Annotated in this window: 20 protein-coding genes and 1 pseudogene; 16 read left to right on the top strand and 5 right to left on the bottom strand. The window is 66.9% G+C overall.

Features of this window, described 5'->3' with window-relative positions; all coding sequences use genetic code 11:
- Positions 1-11 precede the first annotated feature (11 nt).
- From DEJ35_RS02495 to DEJ35_RS02470, 6 genes are all read left to right on the top strand, one after another.
- Positions 12-890: a carbohydrate ABC transporter permease gene (locus DEJ35_RS02495; RefSeq protein WP_110859204.1), complete on the top strand. Its 879-nt coding sequence runs from the start codon at positions 12-14 to the stop codon at positions 888-890.
- Positions 887-1,864: a carbohydrate ABC transporter permease gene (locus DEJ35_RS02490; RefSeq protein ID WP_196783367.1), complete on the top strand. Its 978-nt coding sequence runs from the start codon at positions 887-889 to the stop codon at positions 1,862-1,864. The genes DEJ35_RS02495 and DEJ35_RS02490 overlap by 4 nt, the downstream gene beginning before the upstream one ends.
- Complete coding sequence (locus DEJ35_RS02485; protein ID WP_110859205.1) at positions 1,864-3,279, top strand: cellulase family glycosylhydrolase; 1,416 nt, start codon at positions 1,864-1,866, stop codon at positions 3,277-3,279. The genes DEJ35_RS02490 and DEJ35_RS02485 overlap by 1 nt, the downstream gene beginning before the upstream one ends.
- A 14-nt stretch (positions 3,280-3,293) precedes the next feature.
- Positions 3,294-6,305 carry a glycoside hydrolase family 38 C-terminal domain-containing protein gene (locus DEJ35_RS02480; protein WP_111191986.1) on the top strand — a complete coding sequence of 1,004 codons (3,012 nt, stop codon included), beginning with the start codon at positions 3,294-3,296 and terminating at the stop codon, positions 6,303-6,305.
- A gap of 28 nt (positions 6,306-6,333) precedes the next feature.
- Positions 6,334-7,299, top strand: coding sequence for an endo-beta-N-acetylglucosaminidase H (locus DEJ35_RS02475; protein WP_111191985.1), 966 nt, complete (start codon positions 6,334-6,336; stop codon positions 7,297-7,299).
- Between the two features lie 224 nt (positions 7,300-7,523).
- Positions 7,524-7,814, top strand: coding sequence for a DUF1905 domain-containing protein (locus DEJ35_RS02470; protein WP_110859208.1), 291 nt, complete (start codon positions 7,524-7,526; stop codon positions 7,812-7,814).
- A 231-nt stretch (positions 7,815-8,045) separates the two neighbouring features.
- On the opposite strand, the gene DEJ35_RS02465 is transcribed toward DEJ35_RS02470, so the two are convergent.
- The 3 genes from DEJ35_RS02465 to DEJ35_RS17145 are packed head-to-tail and all read right to left on the bottom strand — an operon-like array spanning position 8,046 to position 9,975.
- Positions 8,046-8,885 (bottom strand): hypothetical protein, encoded by an 840-nt coding sequence (locus DEJ35_RS02465; protein WP_111191984.1) that lies wholly within the window; start codon positions 8,883-8,885, stop codon positions 8,046-8,048.
- Positions 8,878-9,816, bottom strand: coding sequence for a hypothetical protein (locus tag DEJ35_RS02460; RefSeq protein WP_146244731.1), 939 nt, complete (start codon positions 9,814-9,816; stop codon positions 8,878-8,880). The genes DEJ35_RS02465 and DEJ35_RS02460 overlap by 8 nt, the downstream gene beginning before the upstream one ends.
- A gap of 9 nt (positions 9,817-9,825) precedes the next feature.
- Positions 9,826-9,975: a hypothetical protein gene (locus tag DEJ35_RS17145; RefSeq protein WP_181435483.1), complete on the bottom strand. Its 150-nt coding sequence runs from the start codon at positions 9,973-9,975 to the stop codon at positions 9,826-9,828.
- A 154-nt stretch (positions 9,976-10,129) separates the two neighbouring features.
- Here DEJ35_RS17145 and DEJ35_RS16930 point away from each other — a divergent pair, with 154 nt between their 5' ends.
- The 10 genes and pseudogenes from DEJ35_RS16930 to DEJ35_RS02425 all read left to right on the top strand — a co-directional run bounded on the left by DEJ35_RS16930 (position 10,130) and on the right by DEJ35_RS02425 (position 16,980).
- A complete protein-coding gene (locus DEJ35_RS16930) occupies positions 10,130-10,342 on the top strand; it encodes a hypothetical protein (protein WP_146237724.1) in 213 nt (70 codons plus the stop codon).
- Positions 10,343-10,565: 223 nt separating this feature from the next.
- Complete coding sequence (locus tag DEJ35_RS02455; RefSeq protein WP_111191982.1) at positions 10,566-11,021, top strand: hypothetical protein; 456 nt, start codon at positions 10,566-10,568, stop codon at positions 11,019-11,021.
- Positions 11,022-11,111: 90 nt separating this feature from the next.
- Positions 11,112-11,546 (top strand): hypothetical protein, encoded by a 435-nt coding sequence (locus DEJ35_RS02450; protein WP_146244730.1) that lies wholly within the window; start codon positions 11,112-11,114, stop codon positions 11,544-11,546.
- Between the two features lie 327 nt (positions 11,547-11,873).
- Positions 11,874-12,071 (top strand): excisionase family DNA-binding protein, encoded by a 198-nt coding sequence (locus DEJ35_RS02445; protein WP_181435482.1) that lies wholly within the window; start codon positions 11,874-11,876, stop codon positions 12,069-12,071.
- The gene (locus DEJ35_RS17140; RefSeq protein WP_181435481.1) at positions 12,068-12,700 is read left to right on the top strand and encodes a hypothetical protein; all 633 of its coding nucleotides are present in this window, start codon (positions 12,068-12,070) and stop codon (positions 12,698-12,700) included. The genes DEJ35_RS02445 and DEJ35_RS17140 overlap by 4 nt, the downstream gene beginning before the upstream one ends.
- A complete protein-coding gene (locus DEJ35_RS02440; protein ID WP_181435480.1) occupies positions 12,693-13,955 on the top strand; it encodes an AAA family ATPase in 1,263 nt (420 codons plus the stop codon). The genes DEJ35_RS17140 and DEJ35_RS02440 overlap by 8 nt, the downstream gene beginning before the upstream one ends.
- Before the next feature lie 298 nt (positions 13,956-14,253).
- Entirely contained in the window at positions 14,254-14,841 is a 588-nt protein-coding gene (locus DEJ35_RS02435; RefSeq protein ID WP_146244729.1) for an HGGxSTG domain-containing protein, read from the top strand.
- A gap of 206 nt (positions 14,842-15,047) precedes the next feature.
- On the top strand, positions 15,048-15,200 hold the full coding sequence (locus DEJ35_RS17135) for a hypothetical protein (RefSeq protein ID WP_181435479.1): 153 nt from the start codon (positions 15,048-15,050) through the stop codon (positions 15,198-15,200).
- Between the two features lie 17 nt (positions 15,201-15,217).
- Positions 15,218-15,844 (top strand): recombinase family protein, encoded by a 627-nt coding sequence (locus tag DEJ35_RS02430; RefSeq protein WP_258378413.1) that lies wholly within the window; start codon positions 15,218-15,220, stop codon positions 15,842-15,844.
- A pseudogene (locus tag DEJ35_RS02425) lies at positions 15,844-16,980 on the top strand (tyrosine-type recombinase/integrase). The gene DEJ35_RS02430 and the pseudogene DEJ35_RS02425 overlap by 1 nt, the downstream one beginning before the upstream one ends.
- Here DEJ35_RS02425 and DEJ35_RS02415 read toward each other — a convergent pair.
- Both DEJ35_RS02415 and DEJ35_RS02410 read right to left on the bottom strand, forming a co-directional pair.
- A complete protein-coding gene (locus DEJ35_RS02415; RefSeq protein ID WP_146244728.1) occupies positions 16,977-18,086 on the bottom strand; it encodes a DUF262 domain-containing protein in 1,110 nt (369 codons plus the stop codon). The pseudogene DEJ35_RS02425 and the gene DEJ35_RS02415 sit on opposite strands and share 4 nt — an antisense overlap.
- Positions 18,083-18,898, bottom strand: coding sequence for an FRG domain-containing protein (locus tag DEJ35_RS02410; protein WP_111191974.1), 816 nt, complete (start codon positions 18,896-18,898; stop codon positions 18,083-18,085). Before DEJ35_RS02410 ends, DEJ35_RS02415 begins: the two co-directional genes overlap by 4 nt.
- Between the last annotated feature and the right edge of the window lie 24 nt (positions 18,899-18,922).

The raw sequence follows: 18,922 nt of genomic DNA, 5'->3' as shown, positions 1-18,922 counted from the left end.
GGAGGATCGTCATGCGTGCCAACCGTTGGTACACGCCCTGGTTGCTCGTCCTGCCGGCACTGATCTGGCTCGTCGCGTTCAGCCTGTGGCCCTCGATCAACACGGTCCGGTTGTCGTTCACGAACGCCAGCCCGCTCGGCGGCGTCAGCCAGTGGGTCGGGGTCGAGAACTTCGAGACCCTGCTCGCCGACCCGCAGGTGTGGGAAGCGCTGCTCAACAGCGTCATCTACATGGCGGTGTGCCTGCCGCTGCTGACGGTCCTCCCGCTCCTCATCGCGGTGCTCGTGCAGCAGAAGCTGCCCGGGATCGCGTTCTTCCGCACCGCGTTCTACACGCCGGTCATCGCGTCCGCGGTGGTCGTCGGGCTCATCTGGACGTGGATCCTCGACGACCGCGGCGTCATCAACGAGATGGCGCAGGCCCTCGGCGTCGTGCAGGGCAGCGTCCCGTTCCTGACCGACCGGTGGCTGCTGCTCCTCAGCGCCATCAGCCTGACGGTGTGGAAGGGGCTCGGCTACTACATGATCATCTTCCTGGCCGCCCTCGGGAACGTCGGCAAGGACCTGCACGAGGCCGCCGCGCTCGACGGCGCCGGCGCGGTCCGGCGCTTCTGGTCGGTCACGATGCCCGGGGTCCGCGGCACCATGACGCTCGTCGGGATCCTGGTGTGCGTCTCCGCGCTCCGGGTGTTCAGCGAGCTCTACATCCTCACCAACGGCACCGGCGGGCCCGGCGGGCAGGACAACTCGCTCGTCATGCTCATCCAGCAGTACGCCCGCGGCTTCACCGGCAACCTCGGCTACGCGTCCGCCCTGAGCCTCCTGCTCTTCGTCGTGACGCTCGTGCCGATGCTCGCCCTCGCCCGGATGAACAGCAAGGCGGACAAGTGACGAACACGACCAGCACGACCGAACCCGTCATCGGCGGCGCGCAGGGCGCAGCCAGCCCGACGCCGGACGTGACCGGCGCGACGGGCGCGGGGCGGGCCTCCAGGCAGAACGGACGCGACGGACGCAAGCGGCGCCGCGCGGTCTGGGGCGTCATGTCCACCCGCGAGAAGGTCGTCCGCTACGTCCTGCTCATCGTGGTGCTCTTCATCACGATCGGCCCGTTCCTGTGGCAGCTGTCCACGTCGCTCAAGGGCGCTGGCGAGGACATCTACACGGCGAACCCGTCGTTCATCCCGTCCGAGCCGACCATCGAGAACTACCTGAAGGTCGCCGCCGCGATCCCGGTGTGGCGGTACATCGGCAACTCACTGCTCGTCGCCGCGATCGACGTGCTCGGCAACATCGTGTTCGCGACCCTCGCCGGCTTCGCCCTCGCCCGTCTGCAGTGGCGACACCGGAAGCTCGTGCTCGGCCTGTTCCTCGGCACCCTCGTGCTGCCCGGCGAGGCGACGATCATCTCGCAGTTCGTCACCGTGAAGGACCTCGGCCTCGCCGACAACCTGGTCGGCGTCGCCCTGCCCGGCATGATCGCGGCGCTCAACGTCCTGCTGATGTTCAACGCGTTCCGGCAGATCCCCGAGGAGATCGACCAGGCCGCGGTGATGGACGGTGCGAACGCCCTGCAGCGCCTGCGCTACATCTCGCTGCCCGCCGTGCAGGGGACCATCGCCGTCATCGCGATCTTCTCGTTCATCGGTGCGTGGGACGACTTCCTCTGGCCGCTCATCGTGCTGCAGTCGCCCGAGAACCTCACCCTGACCGTCGGGTTGCAGTACCTGCAGGGCACGTTCGCCACCGACCAGCGGATGATCGCGGCCGGCACCATGATCGCCTTCATCCCGATCGCCGTGATCTTCGCCGTCCTGCAGCGCTTCTTCTTCAAGGGCGTCGAAGAGGGCGGTGTGAAGGGCTGATGCGCTTCGGGGTCAACTACACGCCCTCGGTCGGCTGGTTCCACTCGTGGCTCGACTTCTCGCGGTCGGACACCGCCAGGGACCTCGAGGCCATCGCGTCGATCGGCGCCGACCACGTGCGCATCTTCCCGCTCTGGCCGGTCGTCCAGCCGAATCGGACACTCATCCGGCAGCAGGCCCTCGACGACGTCGCGACGGTCGTCGACCTCGCCGACTCGTTCGGGCTCGACGTCAACGTGGACGCCCTGCAGGGGCACCTGTCGAGCTTCGACTTCGTGCCGTCCTGGCTGGACAGCTGGCACCGCCGCAACATGTTCACCGACCCGGACGTGGTCGCGTCGACCGCCGCCTACGTCCGGGCGCTCGCCGGAGCGGTCGCCGACAGGCCGAACCTGCTCGGGATCACCATCGGCAACGAGGTCAACCAGTTCGCACACGCGCCGCACCCCGCACCGCACGCGATCACGGCGGAGCAGGGGCACGCGTGGGCGGCGGCGATGGTCGCGGCGGCGCGAGCGGGGCTGTCGGACGGGTCGTCGGGGTCGGCCGGGTCGTCGGGGTCAGCCGCGTCGTCCGTGTCGGTCGGCCTGGAGGCACGGCTCGACCCCGCCTCGTCGGTCCCGTCCGCCATCGGGTCGCGCCCCGGGCCGCTGGTCACCGTCGCGCAGTACGACGCGGCGTGGTACGACGACGCCCAGCCCTTCGGCCCGGAGCACGCGGCGGACCACGGTGACGCCACGGTCACACACTCGTGGGTGTTCAACGGCTCGGCGGCCCTGCACGGCGCCCTCGGGGCCGGGTCGGTGCGGCACGGGGAGTACCTGCTCCAGCTCGCCGCGGCCTGGAACCGCGACGCCGCCCGTCCGAACTGGCTGCAGGAGGTCGGGGCCCCCACCAACGTCGTCGACCCCGCCGACGCCGCCGCGTTCACCGAGCAGACCATCCGGCACGTCCTCGACGCGCAGCAGGTGCTCGGGGTGACGTGGTGGTGCTCCCACGACGTCGCCCGGTCGCTCGCGGACTTCCCGGAGCTCGAGTACGACCTCGGGCTGTTCACGAACGACGGACGACTGAAGCCCGCCGGCGAGGCGTTCGCCGCCCTCGCCCGCGCCGAGCACACCCGCGACGCCCGCGCCGCACCGCCGGCCACCGCGCTCGTCCTCGACGACGTGCTGTCCGACGGCACCGACCGGCGCGGCACCCGGGCCGACTGCGCCCCCGGCGGTCGGTTCGCCGCCGCCTGGCTCGCCCTGGCCGAGGCCGCGCCGGACGGCCGCGGCCCGCAGGTCGTCCTGCGCTCCCGACTGTCGGACACCGCGCTGCTGGCCGCCCGCGGCATCGACCGCTGCGTCGACGTGCCGTCCGACCTCGACACCACCACCGTCCGCGTCGCCCACCCGGCGACCACGCCCTGACCCCGGAAGGCCCCATGCACGACGACATCCCCCTCACCACCGGACGCGCCCGCCGGGTGCTCGACGAGCGGATCACCCCCGCGGTGCACGCGACCACGACGGCCCTCGAGACCGCCTGGCACGAGCTGCCGGGGGAGCCGATCCCCCCGACCGAGGGGCTCGCGCTCACGTTCGAACCCTACGAGGTCGGCACGCCGTGGGGTGCGGCCTGGGGCACGACGTGGTTCCGGCTGACCGGGACTGTGCCGACCGAGTGGGCCGGACGCCGGGTGGAGGCCGTGATCGACCTCGGCTTCGACAAGAACATGCCCGGGTTCCAGTGCGAGGGACTCGTCTACTTGGCCGACGGCACACCCGTGAAGTCGATCAACCCACGCAACCAGTGGGTCCTGGTCACCGAGCGGGCCGAGGGCGGGGAGACCGTCGAGCTCTTCGTCGAGGCCGCGTCGAACCCCGTCCTGCTCGACTACCACCCCTTCCTGCCGACGCAGGAGGGCGACGTGCAGACTTCGTCGTCGAAGCGCCTGTACGCCACCCGCCGGATGGAGCTCGCCGTGTTCGAGTCCGAGGTGCACGAACTCGCCCTCGACGTCGACGTCCTGCTCGAACTGCAGGCCGAGCTGCCCGCCGGACCTCGACGCATGCGGATCCTGCAGGCCCTCGACGACGCCCTCGACGCGCTCGACCTGCAGCACATCCCGGAGACCGCCGGTGACGCCCGTGCCGCGCTCGCGGAGGTGCTCGCCGCTCCCGCCGAGGCCTCGGCGCACACGATCTCGGCCGTCGGGCACGCCCACATCGACTCCGCCTGGCTCTGGCCGGTGCGCGAGACCATCCGCAAGGTCGCCCGCACCACCTCGACCATGACCGAGCTCATCGACCAGACCGACGACTTCCTGTACGGCATGTCGAGCGCGCAGCAGTACGCGTGGATCAAGGAGCACCGTCCCGAGGTCTACGCCCGCGTCAAGGCTGCGGTCGAGGCCGGCCGGTTCCTGCCGATCGGCGGCATGTGGGTCGAGTCCGACACAGTGATGCCGACCGGCGAGAGCATCGTCCGGCAGTTCTCGCAGGGCCAGCGGTTCTTCGAGCGCGAGTTCGGCATCCGGCCCAAGGGTGTCTGGCTGCCCGACAGCTTCGGGTACTCGCCGGCGCTGCCGCAGCTCATGCGTCGTGCGGGCTTCGAGTGGTTCTTCACGCAGAAGATCTCGTGGAACCAGGTGAACAAGTTCCCGCACCACACGTTCCTGTGGGAGGGCATCGACGGGTCGCGGGTGTTCTCGCACTTCCCGTCGATGGACACCTACAACTCGCGGTTGTCCGGCAGCGAGGTCGCGAAGGCCTCCCGTCAGTTCCGCGAGAACCGCCTCGCCACCGGCTCGATCGCGCCGGTCGGCTGGGGTGACGGCGGCGGTGGGACGACCCGCGAGATGACCGGCACCGCGGCACGGCTGGCCGACCTCGAGGGCAGCGCGAAGGTCCGCTGGGAGCACCCGGACGCGTTCTTCGACCGGGCGAAGTCCGAATTGACCGACCCGCCGGTGTGGGTGGGGGAGCTGTACCTCGAGCTGCACCGCGCCACGCTCACGTCGCAGCACGGCACGAAGCAGGGCAACCGCCGGTGCGAGCAGCTGCTCATCGAGGCCGAGCTCTGGGCCGCGACCGCCGCCGCCCGCACCGACTTCGCCTACCCGTACGACGAACTCGACGCCCTGTGGCAGCAGGTCCTGCTCCAGCAGTTCCACGACATCCTGCCGGGCACCTCGATCGCGTGGGTGCACCGCGAAGCGGTCGAGCGCTACGCCGAGACGGCCGCGGCCCTGACCGCGATCATCGACCAGGCGCTCTCGGCGCTCGCCGGTACCGGAGACGCAGCCGTCGTCGTGAACCCGGCCCCGTTCCTCCAGGCCGGTGCACCAGCGCAGGGAGCGGTCCTGGCGACCGACGTGGCGGCGGTGACCGCCGTGTCCCTGACCGAGCAGGACGGCGGGTACGTGCTGGCGAACGACCTGGTGCGGGTCGTCGTCGACGCGCGGGGGCTCGTGACGAGCGCCGTCGACCTGGCGAGCGGACGCGAGGCGATCGCGGCCGGCCTGGCGGCGAACCTGCTGCAGCTGCACCAGGACTTCCCGAACATGTGGGACGCGTGGGACGTCGACCGGTACTACCGGAACCGCGTCGAGGACCTGGTGTCGCTGTCGGCCCTCGACGCATCCGTCGACGAGGCCGGGGTCGCCCGGGTCGTCGTCTCGCGGGCCTTCGGCGACTCGACGGTGACGCAGGAGATCGTCCTGGCGCCGGGGTCCCGCACGGTCGAGTTCGACCAGGTGACCGATTGGCACGAGACCGAGAAGTTCCTCAAGGTGGCGTTCCCGCTCGACGTCCGTGCCGAGCACACCGTCGCGGAGACGCAGTTCGGCGCGCAGAAGCGGGTGACGCACACGAACACCTCGTGGGAGGCCGCGAAGTTCGAGACCTCGATGCACCGCTACGTGCTGGTGTCCGAGCCGGGCTTCGGCGTCGCGCTCGTGAACGACTCGATCCACGGCTTCGACACCACGCGTGACGCCGTCGACGGGCACGTCACCACCACCGTGCGGCTGTCGCTGCTGCGGGCACCGCGGTTCCCGGACCCCGAGACCGACCAGGGCGTGCAGACGCACCGGTACGGCATCGTCATCGGCACCGACCAGCTCGGAGCCACGTCAGCCGGCGTGCGGATGAACGCGGGCGCGCGGACGATCACCGGGGCGCACGGCTTCGACCCGATGGTGCAGGTCTCCGGCGACGTCGTGCTGTCGAGCGTGAAGCTCGCCGACGACCGGTCCGGCGACCTGGTCGTACGGGTCTACGAGCCGTCGGGGCAGCGGGGGACCGGGGGCATCGAGGCCGACGGCGCGGAGTTCGGCCCGGCTGCCGAGGTGACGCTGCTCGAAGAGCCGCTGACCCCGGCCGGGGCGGTCGACGCGTCCTCGTTCGCCGTCGACGCCTACGAGGTCCGCACCTTCCGCTTCCCACGCAAGTGATCGATCCATCCACACAAGGAGGAACGCCATGAAGAAGTCCACGAAGTTCAGCATCGCGACCGCACTGGTCGCCATGCTCGCGGCACCACTGGTGCCCGCCGCAGCATCCGCGGCGCCCTCCTCGTCCGGGTCCAGCCACGGGCACGGGCACGGTGCGTCCCACGGCGGTGGGCACGGTCACGGGCACCACGCTGCGCCCGCCAAGTCGGGGCCGACGAGCATCGCCTACGTCGAGGTGAACAACGACGAGCTCGCCAACGTCGGCCGGTACACGCTGGCGAACGGCGCGAACGCGTTCGACGTGGCGATCATCTTCGCCGCGAACATCAACTACGAGGACGGCAAGGCGGTCCTGTACAACAACGAGAACGTGCAGCGCACCCTCGACCAGGCCGCCACGCAGATCCGCCCGCTGCAGGCCAAGGGCATCAAGGTCACGCTCTCGGTGCTCGGCAACCACCAGGGCGCCGGCCTCGCGAACTTCCCGACGAAGGCCGCGGCGCGGGACTTCGCGGCGCAGGTGTCGGCGACGGTGAAGCAGTACGGACTCGACGGGGTCGACCTGGACGACGAATACTCCGACTACGGCGTGAACGGTACCCCGCAGCCGAACCAGCAGTCCATCGGCTGGCTCATCAGTGCCCTGCGTGCGGACATGCCGGGCAAGATCATCTCGTTCTACGACATCGGCCCGTCGTCCGACGCCCTGAAGACGGCGAACCCGTCGATCGGCGGGAAGCTCGACTACGCCTGGAACCCCTACTACGGCACCTACACGGCGCCGACGATCCCGGGCCTGCCGAAGTCGAAGCTGTCCGCCGCCGCGGTCGACATCCAGAACACCCCGCAGGCCACGGCGGTGTCGCTCGCACAGCGCACGAAGGCTGACGGGTACGGCGTCTTCATGACGTACAACCTGCCGGGAGGCGACGAGTCGGCGTACGTGTCGTCGTTCACGAACGTGCTCTACGGCCAGGCCGCGTCGTACCGCTGACGCTCGCGTCCTGACGGCGGCTCGCGCCCCGTGCTCCCCGGCTCCGGCCTGGAGGCGCGGGGCGCGTCCGTCGTCCGGTCCCGCTGGTCCGGGGGAGGCACCAGTTCCTCCTCGCGAATGACGGTTCCGGTTCGCAGACCCCGGCGATCGTGAACCGGAACCGTCATCCACCGAAAACGAATCCCGGCCCGGCGCGCTCGACGCCGCGGTCGTACGATCGCCGCATGGAGCTCGAGTTCCGCGGCGAGGTGATCGAGTGGCGCGGCCCGTCACCGTTCTTCTTCGTCGTCGTGCCGCCGGACGCCGCCGAGGTCATCGCCGACCTCGCGCCGGTGCTCACCTACGGGTGGGGTGTGATCCCGGCCCGCGTGACGATCGGCCCGGTGACGTGGACGACGTCGCTGTTCCCGAAGGACGGCGGGTACCTCGTGCCGTTGCGGGCGGCGGAGCGGAAGCGTGCCCGTGTCGATCTCGGTGACTCCCCGGAGATCACCCTCGAGTTCGCCGACCCCTGACGGGAGAGGTGAGGTTGTGGAGGGGATGACGGGAATCGAACCCGCGTAGCCAGTTTGGAAGAACGTCCCTTATACATTACGGGCGCAAACCGACGTGAACCGCATCGGCCCTCTTTGAGCTGTTCTCGCCCGTACTTTCGGACGTTCACGAGGAGTGTAGCGGTTCACGTCGGTTCACCACGGTTAGGGGTGGTGGGGCGCGGCAGGAGGGGTTTACGGAGGGGTGAGTGACTAGTCGATGCCTTTCGGCCGCAGACCCCATCGCTTCTCAAGGCGCTCCGCAATCGACCACTCTCGGACTGGTCCTGCCAGAGAGCTATCCAAGTCCGATACGTCGATGTCGTGCTCGCGCGGTTCCCAAGCCAAAAGGGGGTTGCGCGCCGTTGCGCTCCACAGCACGAAGGGATCTTGAGCGAGCGTGTGGTCAGGGCCGTTCGCGTAGGCAGCCACGGTGATCGCCGTTTCGTTATCGAACCCGAAGTCCTCCTCTATGAGCACGTGACCGATCAACAAGGCACTTCTGCCAAACTCTCGAAGATCGAGTACGAACCGGGTGGGGTCGCCCGCGATCAGACCACGATTGCGCAGCAGGTGTAGGCGGGTGCCGTCGAACTCGGGCAGTTCCAGGAGTGAAAGTGTCCAGCACACTGCCCAAGGCCACCGCGGCTGAAGTGTCCACATGTCGCCCGCTCTCGGCTTGTCGATCTTCGGCAACTCCCAAGGGCGTACCGCGCTGACCGAGAATATCTGCCCCTTGCGAAGGGATGACAGCGATGGGAACTGGGCAGATCTGCGTTCAATCCTCTGACCGTCGAGAGATGCGGCGACATACCCAGAAGAATGGTAGTGAAGCTTCGGGCGGTGCTTCGTCTCCGAGTATTCGCTACGCAGGAGCCTGCGCCCAGCGGGATGCGTCCCGTACCGCCACTTCACGTCGGGTATCAGGGCCGGAGTGACATGAACGCCGCCGTCGGACGCGAAGCTCAGGGTGGCGATGGCCCGGAAGTCACCGGTGCCGCCTCTGATCACGCCGAGTCGAACACCCTTCTTCAAGCGCCTCGGCTCAGCCACGCTTCGCTCCATCCGGCTTGCGGCGGCGAAAAGAGTCACCCGGTTGAGTGACGAACGGCCCTTCACCTGCCAATCGGCCTTCCCATACCGCGAGGAGCATTGCGCACGCGTCCTGCACGGCTTTCTCTGCCTCCTGGTAGAAGTCCACGCTCGGCACGTATTTGCCTTGGCGATCTTCAACGCCGATGTCCGCACTCCACCATAGGTCGCCCATCACGCCTTCTACTTCCTCATCCCCAACCCTCTCGTGGAGCAGCATGGACCCATCAGCCAGCGAGAGGTCGTAAGTGAGTTGCCTGGCTGGTCCGACGGAGCGGCCGCTCCGCAGGACCGGAGTGAAGTCGTGTTCGAGCTCGGCTGGCAGCACAGTGCCAACAGATGGCGTTCGGTGCTTGTTGTCGTTGTCGAAGTCGTTCAGGCGAGCCAGAGGGTGTCGGGAAGGGCTGTCCGACAGAAACGGCTGCGCGGCGTAGACGGGTTTCCACACCCAGCTTGGGACTTCGCGCAGGTGGCGCTTGCGCTGATCGGCCCAATCCTTCTCGTCCGTCACAATTGGATACTGAAGTCGACGCTTCGGCGCTAGTCCCTCCACCTTGGCGAGCGTCACGAGCGTGGTGTCGAGGGCGCTCCGGAGGTGATGAATGGCCTCCCCGAAGGTCAACCCCCAGCTTGTGAGGTCTGCTTCGTGTTCAACATGGAGGCGTAGTCCCCAGCCGTGCCGGTCCTGGTCAATGACGGTTTCGAGTCGCAGTGGCTGAAGATGACGCCAGTCTGCTACCTCGGAGTCGAGCTCCAATGCGCGCAAGCGCGCTCGGTCCAGCCGCGCTCCTAGCTGCACCTGAAGGCGTGCAACCTCCGGGTAAGGCGTGGGAGGGAAATGCACGCGTGGAGGGTTGGAAGCAGCCTCGCGCCAGAACTCGGGACTCGCCATGTTCAGAGACTACCGCCGCGCTTCCCCTGCCTTTGGTCGCTGATCCATCAGGCCCTCACGCCGCATGGCCCTGGCCTGCTCCTGCACGGTGAGCGGGCGCTTCGCCCGTTCCTTGTCGTCACCGGTGTACTCGGTGGCGCGGTTGGTGTTGGTGTTCACGAGGATTGCCTCTCGTCATTGTCGATAGCGCCGGTAAAACAAAACGGCGCTTTTGCCATACCGTGTTAGTTTGCGGCGTATGGTTAATGCTAACGCAAACGGAAGGAACGCAATGGGTAAGCGTGGACCACAGCCCCTCGGGTATGAATCAGAATTGCGCACGACCCTGCCAAAGGAAGTAGGGGACGCGCTCGATCTAATGGTGCGACTCGGCGGCGTATCCAAAGCGACGATCGTGCGAGTAGCCCTGATCGACCACCTGAGCACCCTCGGCGTGCTGTTCCCCGAAGTCGCCGACACGCTTCACTCCACCACCACCCGCGGCCGACTCAGTAGCGACCGCCTGACCGAGAAGGAAGACCGATGACCGTCAACACCACCCCCCCCCGCCTACGGCGGACCGCGTGCAGCGAAGAACCTCCGGCAGAAGGCCGGCGACTACCGCGGTGCAGCCGAGGAACTGCGCGCCGAGCTGGATGCCGCCGAGCGTGCGTTCGGCGCTGCGTTCGAGCGAACCGACCAGACCACCAGCACCCGGGACCGCATCCGCGGCCTGGCCAAGCGCCCCGCGCGCCGGATCGGAGCCTGACATGTCCGTCTTCGACTACAGCCCAGCCGTGGCAGCCGACCCGGAGGTCTACCGCATTCACGCTCGCGAGGAGAGCTACCCCAACTCGGCCGCAGAGCAGACCGAGATCAAGCGCGTGGACGACGCCGTGTTCGACCGCGTGCGCGTCTACGAGAACTCCCTGGTCGGTAGCTCCCAAGCTCTGGTGGAACGGGGAGCGGCCCTGACGCGAGAGACCACGCAGGTCGAGCAGTCCATCCGCGAAGAGGTCGAGTACGCGCTGGATCACGAGAGTCGCACGGACCTGAAGCAAGTCGCCGCTCGTTACACCGCGCTGCACAGCCGGGCGCAGCAGAAGATCGAAGAGCTCGAACGGCTCGCTCGGGAGGCCGAGTGGCTGGCAGAAAAGGCCGAGGACCCCTACGGCGCGTACAGGAGCCTCGTCGTTCGATATCCAGCGCTCAGCAAGAAGTACTGACCTAACAGAACACCGCCCCGACTCCCAGGAGAAGAGTCGGAGCGGCGGAGGGACTTGACCGTGACATCAAATACTCTACCAGAGCGCCCCTTGGACGCGTTGCACGCGCTGTGGAACTGGAAACGCAGCTGGCCGAACCTCGACCCCGTGCCATCCGCGCCCAGCGACAGCCCGCTGCGCCACTTGAGCCGCGTGGAGCTCGCTACCATGCGACTGCGTGCAGACCTCACCGCCGAACGCGTGCCGTGTCAGGGCATCGTGTTCGACGCTGCAATGCGAATCGCCGTGTGGGCGGACCGTCGCGTCCTGCCGTACATGTCTGGGTGGACCGTGGCACGCGAGCTGCAGAGCTTGTACTACCCGAGGTCCTTCGCAATGAAGATGCCCGTGCGTGGGCTGGACCTGCTCGTCGCGGTCGATGCATCGCACGAGCACCACGGTGTCTCCGTGACGCTTGACGCGGAACCAACCGACGGCCGCCACCACCGGCCAATGCGGCTTCGTGATAGATTCATCGAACTCTGACGACCGCCGTCGAAATCTGCAAGCCGTCAGGCTGCGCTGATCAATCGTCGGACCCGCCGAATGACATACGTAACTAGTTTCTGAGCACCACCCACTTACGCCTGTGGTCGCACCCGCGACGCGCGAAGCGGTTCCTACCTCCGGACAATGAGTAAGCCGGATCCAGGGTGAGAGCCGAACCCGCGTCGCTAGCAGGCGGAACGACACGACCTCAGTCCTGAGATGACCAGAGCGTCTGCCGGAGTGGCCCTTCTGTTCCCAAGAACAGAGGCCGCCCAGCGCGCTCTTTTTCTATGCCCTCGGGGCGGCCTCTTCAGAGAGGCCTCCATGACACCCGCAACTCCTGCTCGACTGCGTTACCCGCAGGCCGCGGCCTACCTCCAGGTGACGGAGCGACAGCTTCGCCGGCTCGTCGCAAATCGTCGCATCGGTTTCGTCAAGCTCGGCAGCTACACCGAGTTCACAACTGATCAGCTCGACGCGTACGTCGGCGCTCACACCTACGAGCCGGAGCGGCACTCGTGAGCGCCGGAAGGGCGCCGTTCGGGTACGAGCTCGATACGTCGTACACGTACACCGACGAAGACGGCGCGTATCTGTTTGAACACCGCCGGTACCGCAGCGTCCGGCCGGGCATGCGCGCGAAGACATTCCGCTACTTCGATCAGACGTCAGGGCTACCGCACAAGCCCGACGGCGCGGACCGATGGCTGTACCGACTGCCCGCTGTGCTTGCTGCCATTGCCGAAGGCAAGACGATCCACTGGACCGAAGGCGAGAAAGACGCTGACGCACTGTGGGCCGCTAGCGTCCCGGCGACGTCCATCCACCAGGGCGCGGGCAAGTGCACACCCGAGCAGGCTGCTTGGCTTCGCGAGGCGCGCCGGGTGGTGATCTGGGTCGACAAGGACGAAGGGCACTGGGAGATCGGTGCGTACGACGCGGTCCGTCGTCGTGACTTCCTGGTACGGACCGGCTTGCCTGCTGCACGTGTGCGGTTCGTGAAAGCGAAGGGGCCGGGGAAGGATGCCGCCGACCACATGCTGCGGTACCGGCCAAACCAGGCACTCCGGGCGGATGCCAGCAAGCTGGCAGCGTTGGCCGCGCGCTATCAGCCGAGCATGGCGCGGAAGCTGGGGTATCGCCGTGGCTGACGACGTGCTCGATCCGCGACACGCAGCCCCGGCCGCCGCTGAGATGCCGCAGTGGTTCATCGACAAGGTGCTACAGCAAGACCACGGTCTTGACCGCCCCTTGACTGACCGCGATGCACGCCAGCTTTGGCACCTTGAGCTAGCGGAGATGAACCGCGCGGGAGCGCGCTCAGAACGGTTCAAGCGCTTCGGCGCGGCCGAGCTCGCAACGGAGCCGGAGCCAATGCAGTGGCTCGTGCGCTCGGTGTGGCCTGTCGGTGCTTACGGCGTTTACGGCGGCGCGAAGAAGACGCTGAAGAGCTACATGCTGATGGCGCTGGCAGTTGCGGTGGCGAGTGGTTACCCATTCCTGGGCCGCTTCGAAGTGCCCGATCCGCGGCCGGTGTTGCTCTACCTCGCCGAGGGAGGTCGCCAGAACGCACAGCGACGGCTGCAGTCCATCGCTGCCTCGATGAACGTCGACCTCGGCACACTTCCGCTGTCGGCGGTCTTCGATGCCGCTCCGATCGGGTCGGAAGAGCTGAGCGCAGCAGTCACACGAGACGTGGCAGACCTCGCTCCCGGCCTCGTCGTGCTGGACGCGCTCTACCACTTCCACGCGGCGGGGGTCGAGGCGCAGAACCTCTACGAGCGCGGCCCGATGCTGGCGGAGCTGCAACGGCTCGTCGTCGGACCAGACCGAGCGCTCATTGTCGCAGACCACTTCTCCAAGTCCGCGAGCCAGACGAGGGACCTCGACCTCAACTCCATCTCGCAGTCGGGTGTAGCGGAGTGGTCGCACTCGTGGGGCCTCGCACGTCACCGTGAAGCGCCGCGTCTCAGGGAGGGCGAGTTTCGGCTACAGGTGCAGTTCGCCGGCCGAGACGGCTACGGCCAGGACTACGACATCGATTGGTCGATGGGGCGGCTCGGCGCTGATGGGCTGCACGAAGGCCCCCTTGAAGTACTCGTGCGGGACCAGGGCGGAGACCTGATCACGACGAGCGCCGACCGGGTGCGTGCGGCGATCCTGCGGCTGCTGAAGGACGAACCCCTGCAGCACAGCAAGTCGAACGTCGAAGAGCGGGTCAAAGACCAAGAACACGTCGGCGGAGGCACCGTTCGGGCTGCCTGGAATGTGCTGGAAACAGAAGAGCGAATCGCCTGGGAAAAGTTGCGCAAGGCAGATGTCAACGGCGGCCGCGCCCGCACTGTATGGCGTCTGGCCGATGGCGAATCCGACCCGGCGCAGTGGTCCGCGGGGGCAGACCGATGACGCCCTAGGAGCGGAGCTGGGATCCGTGCAATTCGACTCCGCTCGGAATCTCGACAGCTGGAGCGGAGTCAGACCGGGAATGGCGCTACTTCCCCAGAAACCCGCCGTTCGCAGCTCCGCTCGGAAGGGAGCGGACTTGGAGCAAACACCACCCTGCGCAGCGTTGGCGGGCGGGCGGCGGCGTCAGCCCCGCCTACCCCGCTCGGCCTATAGGAGCGGACCCGGTGGAGCGGAGCTGGCCAGCGAAGCCCGTACAGAGGCAATTCGATACTTCACGATTCGACAAGGAGATCAGGTCATGACCAAGAACAACAGCTCGGACCTCATGCACGCCGATACCCGTTGCACCGCGCGCCGCCGTAACGGGGAGCCGTGTCGGAACTGGGCGATGCTCGGAACGAACGTCTGCCGTATGCACGGCGGCGCTGCCCCGCAAGTAAGGCGGCGGGCACAGCAGCGCATCCTCGAAGCTAGCGACAAGGCGGCAGCTCGGCTGGTCGAGATCATGCAGGACGCCAAGGTGCCGTACGCGGTGCAGCTAGCTGCCGCCCGCGACCTGCTGGACCGCGCCCAGCTGGCCGGGAAGCAGGAGATCGAGATGGGCGTGACTGTCAGCCTCTTGGAGCGCAACATCGACGCGGCCCTCGTCTACGACCTGGACGACGACGACGTGACCGAGCTCCCGGACAAACCGGACGACACCCCCGACTACTCCGCCGAGGAAGCCGCCGCCGACGCCGCCATGGAGGAGCGTCAGGCTGCCCGCGCCCGCCGCCAGCGGAAGACCGGCAACCCTGCACCGCGCACCGCGGCCGAACGCGGTGCACAACAGCCCAAGCCGGTGCAAGCCGGGCCGCAGGTCCGCAAGGGGCGGCGGACCCCGTGAACCAGTCGCGGCCCAGGCGTCCTTTCGATCGGACTGTGTCGGCCGAACGCCTCCGACCAGGTACCCCAGTGACCCCTCGGACGCGTTCGGGCCGCAGGCTCGGATATTCGGCAGGTGCTAGTGAAATCTCAGATGCTGCGGTTCGATTCAGCTCGAGGCGGAAGGCGCAACCGGACGTTTCCGCCGCGGACCGAGAGGACAGAACCATGACCGTGCAAGAGCTGATCGACCTGCTGAGCCAGTACAACCCGACGACCAGGGTGCAGTTCCGAATGGTCGCGGACCAGGAGTCGGCAGGGCTGCTCACCGACGAGGACGGCGCTCCCGTTATCGGGCTGACGCGAGAGGGCTCGGTCTGATGCACGTCATTGGGTACGTGCGCGTCAGCACGGAAGAGCAGGAGCGGTCGGGCCTCGGCGTCGAGGCGCAGGTCGAGGCCATCCACGCTGAGGCCAGCCGCCGCGGGTGGACGGTCGAGGTCGTGGCCGACCTCGGCCGCAGCGGAAAGGCCGTGAACCCGGAGCTGCGCCGCGCGCTGGACCTGCTGCGGACAGGGCAAGCGGAAGCGCTCGTCGTCGCGAAGATCGACCGCCTGGCGCGGTCGGTGCTGCACGCGAGCGAGATCTTGGTCGCGGCGCAACAGCAGCACTGGAACCTCGTCATCCTCGACCTAGCGGTGGACCTTGCTACGCCACAGGGTCGGGCGATGGCACAGATGCTGGCGACGTTCGCCGAGTTGGAGCGGGAGATGATCTCTGTCCGGACGAAAGACGCCCTCGCTGCTCGTGCCCGCCGTGGCGAGCGCAATGGTCGACCGTCCGCCATCCCAGCCGGGCTGATGCGCCGCATCGTGCTGTCGCGGGACGCCGGAGCGAGCTTCCGGTCCATCGCCACGGAGCTCACCGACGAGCAGTATCTGACGCCCACTGGCCTGACCACCTGGAGCGAGTCTGTTGTGCGGCGCGCGTACAACTCCATCGCCCGAGTCGGGGCGGTGGCGTAGTGGCACACGTAAGAGAGGTAGAGCGCAAGACCGGCCGCGGGTACGAGGTTCGCTGGCGCGACGGCGGGAAGTTCCGGCAGCGGTCGTTCACGGTCAAGCGCGAGGCCGAGCGGTTCGCCCTGACGGTGGAGAACCAGAAGGCGCACGGCCAGACGACCGAGCCGTTGGCCGGACGCAGCAAGAGCTTTGAGGAAGTGGTGCAGGCGTCCCTCGCGGCGTCCCGCGCGAAGCTGAAGCCGAGCACATACGCCGGGTACGTGCAGCTGTATGACGCCCGCGTGCTGCCGACCTTTGGCAAGCGGCGCATCTCGACGATCACGTCGGAAGAGGTAGAGGGGTGGGTGGCTGACCTCATCGCGACCGGCCGCGCGTCCTCCACCGTGCGCAACCACTTCATCGCACTGAACAAGGTGTTCCGGTACGCGCTGCGGCACCGGCTGATCGCCCACAACCCGTGCGATGCCGTGGACATCCCTCGCGCCACCAACGCCGAGGGGTTCGCTCCGGTGTTCCTCACGGCGGCGCAGCTAGAGCAGGTCGCCAAGGAGCTGGACGAGTACGCGCCGTATGGGCTGCTGATCCGCTTCGCCGCGGGCACAGGGCTACGCGCCGCCGAGCTGCAGGGGCTACGCATCCGGGACCTCAACCTCGCGGCCGGGCACGTGGAGGTTCGGCAGTCCATTCGACGCGTGAACGGCGAGTGGCAGGTCGGTACCCCCAAGAGCGCCCGCTCCACCCGGAACGTGCCGCTGCTCTCGCGCTCGCTCATCGCTGACCTGCGCGAGTACCTGCTGGCGCACCCGCACAGCGGCGACCCCGATGCGCTGTTCTGGCCAGCACGCAGCATCGGCTCTCGCCGGCTCGACTGGAGCCGCAACATCGACTGTGGGGGAGTGCGAGCCTACTAGCTCGTGCCAGCGGCCCAGCGGGCGGGCGTGGTGCAGCGCATGCGCTTCCACGACCTACGCCACACGTACGCTTCGCTGATGCTCGCGGCAGGCTTCAAGCCGTACGAGGTCAGCCGCTGGATGGGGCACGCCTCGGTTTCCACGACGGACACCATCTACGGGCACCTGTACCCGACCGACTACCACGACCAGATCGCTCGCTTCGAGTCGTTCGTCGCGGAGGGTTAGGGCGTCCGCTCAGCCATGAGTTGCCTCCCCAACGGCACTGTCTTGGCGAAACGGTCGCCGGTGGCGAGGCCGGTTGTGGTGCCTAGGGTCTGTGGCAAGGTCGACCACAGCTCCTTTGCGGCGTCCAGCACATCTGTCCGGTAGCTAGTGCCAGTCGAAACGTGGTACCCGATACCGAGGGCGATAGCTTCGTAGGACGTGCTGGAGAATCCGCCGCGGAAACTCGAACGCTGTACATCCCACTTGCGGAAAACGGCCTCAGATCCGTGGGACGCAATGATATTGAAGGTCGTGTCGAACACTTCGCGGAGTTCCGCGGAGCGAGACGGATACTGCTCCGCGAAGTTGAGAGCCCAGTTGTCCAGTTTAGTCGGGAAATCACCCAAGCCTCCGCGCTTACCCTTGATCTCGCGGTCGTGCAACATCAGGAATCGGAGAATGAGTTCCAGGTCGAACTGCTCATCGATCAGGCGGTCGCCCAAAGCCATCGTCTGAACAAAGTTGTCGTTACTACTGAGCTGGTGCAGCCAGGCAAGGACCTCGCTGTTCACCCCTGCAATCAGAGCAGTTCGGATCTCCTGGGGTGTGAGGATCGACCCGTAGCTGTTCAGGCGCTGGAAGAGGTCGAACTTCGCCTTCGGGTCCGAGCTCCGCTTGATGACGCGAATATCCAAACGCGCCAGGCGCACGTCGAGCATTTGTGCGTCGGTCAGAGACGTTGAGCCTAGGCCGCCCCAAGTCTTCCCCTCGAGGTCTGGGAGGTACGTCGTGGCTGCAAGAAGGAGCGGTTCCTTCTTACCATCGAGGTCGGGGAGGAGCCCCTGGAGCTGAAGCAGGGTACTCACTCGCTGCAACCCGTCGACTAGTTCCCACTTACCTGTGTCGTCCTGTGCAACGAAGATCGACGGAATAGGGATGCCCAGAATGATGCTTTCGACAAGCCGACTCTTCTGGTCGTCCGTCCAACGGAAGAGTCGTTGAAACTCCGGGCGAATGATGAGCACGCCCTCTTTATAGAGGCTGGTGAGCTCGCTGATCGACATGCTGATCGTGTCTGCTGACACTTCCCGGCGCGCTGCTGAGATTTGCTCTTCTAGGTTATTCACCGGATCTCCTCGCTAGCAATGTCTTGCGCCAATTCTGCAAGCCCTGGATAAACGCTCGAACGCGTTACGCCCATCAAGGTGAGTTGCGTCCGTATCTCATCGGGGTCCCGCGTCAAGACTATCTTGCGCAAAACGCCCTCCTCTTGGACCATTTCATCAAGAGGCGTCATCGTTTTACCTGAGACGGTGAAAGCGCCACTCTGCGCGGCGATGCGGTCGCTGTTGTAAGTTCCATAGATCGCGACTGGCGCTCGCGCAAATTGGGTATCTGCCACGCCGGGTTCCCACTGATCCAGCAGTTTGTCGGTCGTTGCCATGATCCCGACCGGCAGCCCGTCAAGGCGTGGATTGGTGTGGTTGAGCTTGACCGGGTCGAGGATCCAGATCGTGGGCTGGCAGGCTCCTGTGCCGCATTCGCATCGGGAACGATCGTGATCGAGCGCGAAGTACACGGCCATGAGCAGGTTGGTGGTCCAGTCGAGCAGGCGCGTTGGCAGACCGTAATGCTGCATCGCGAAGAGGTGTTCCCAGTCTGTTTGAGGGTATCCGGCTGGCCAGTATGGGAGGCTCCGCTGACGGAAGCGAGTCAGGAGCCTCGTCTCCAGATCGAGCACCTGGCTGGACGTGACCTCCGTCTGGCCTGGGGCGGGCTGCATCCGGCGCCATAGTGATGGAACGAGATGGCGGGAGGCGCAACCCTGACCCCTGAACCAAAACTGCTTCTCTGGCCTCAGCGTTAGGACTTGGGAGACAAGCTCCGGGATGTCGACTGAGCTGCTCTCGCTTACCGTCACGAGTCGACGGTATCTCATCAAGGGCCATCGCGAGGCGAGGGG

Source organism: Curtobacterium sp. MCPF17_051 (genome assembly GCF_003234595.1).
In the GTDB taxonomy this organism is placed as follows: domain Bacteria; phylum Actinomycetota; class Actinomycetes; order Actinomycetales; family Microbacteriaceae; genus Curtobacterium; species Curtobacterium flaccumfaciens.
The sequence above is the reverse complement of the archived record's forward strand: the minus strand, read 5'-3'. Positions and strand labels throughout refer to the sequence as shown.

Coding starts and splice junctions, on each gene's coding strand:
- DEJ35_RS02495 (WP_110859204.1), top strand. CDS start 12: ATGCGTGCCAACCGTTGGTACACGCCCTGGTTGCTCGTCCTGCCGGCA.
- DEJ35_RS02460 (WP_146244731.1), bottom strand. CDS start 9,816: ATGGCGAGTCCCGAGTTCTGGCGCGAGGCTGCTTCCAACCCTCCACGC.
- DEJ35_RS02455 (WP_111191982.1), top strand. CDS start 10,566: ATGTCCGTCTTCGACTACAGCCCAGCCGTGGCAGCCGACCCGGAGGTC.
- DEJ35_RS02470 (WP_110859208.1), top strand. CDS start 7,524: ATGGAGCTCGAGTTCCGCGGCGAGGTGATCGAGTGGCGCGGCCCGTCA.
- DEJ35_RS02475 (WP_111191985.1), top strand. CDS start 6,334: ATGAAGAAGTCCACGAAGTTCAGCATCGCGACCGCACTGGTCGCCATG.
- DEJ35_RS02445 (WP_181435482.1), top strand. CDS start 11,874: ATGACACCCGCAACTCCTGCTCGACTGCGTTACCCGCAGGCCGCGGCC.
- DEJ35_RS17135 (WP_181435479.1), top strand. CDS start 15,048: ATGACCGTGCAAGAGCTGATCGACCTGCTGAGCCAGTACAACCCGACG.
- DEJ35_RS02480 (WP_111191986.1), top strand. CDS start 3,294: ATGCACGACGACATCCCCCTCACCACCGGACGCGCCCGCCGGGTGCTC.
- DEJ35_RS02435 (WP_146244729.1), top strand. CDS start 14,254: ATGACCAAGAACAACAGCTCGGACCTCATGCACGCCGATACCCGTTGC.
- DEJ35_RS02410 (WP_111191974.1), bottom strand. CDS start 18,898: ATGAGATACCGTCGACTCGTGACGGTAAGCGAGAGCAGCTCAGTCGAC.
- DEJ35_RS02485 (WP_110859205.1), top strand. CDS start 1,864: ATGCGCTTCGGGGTCAACTACACGCCCTCGGTCGGCTGGTTCCACTCG.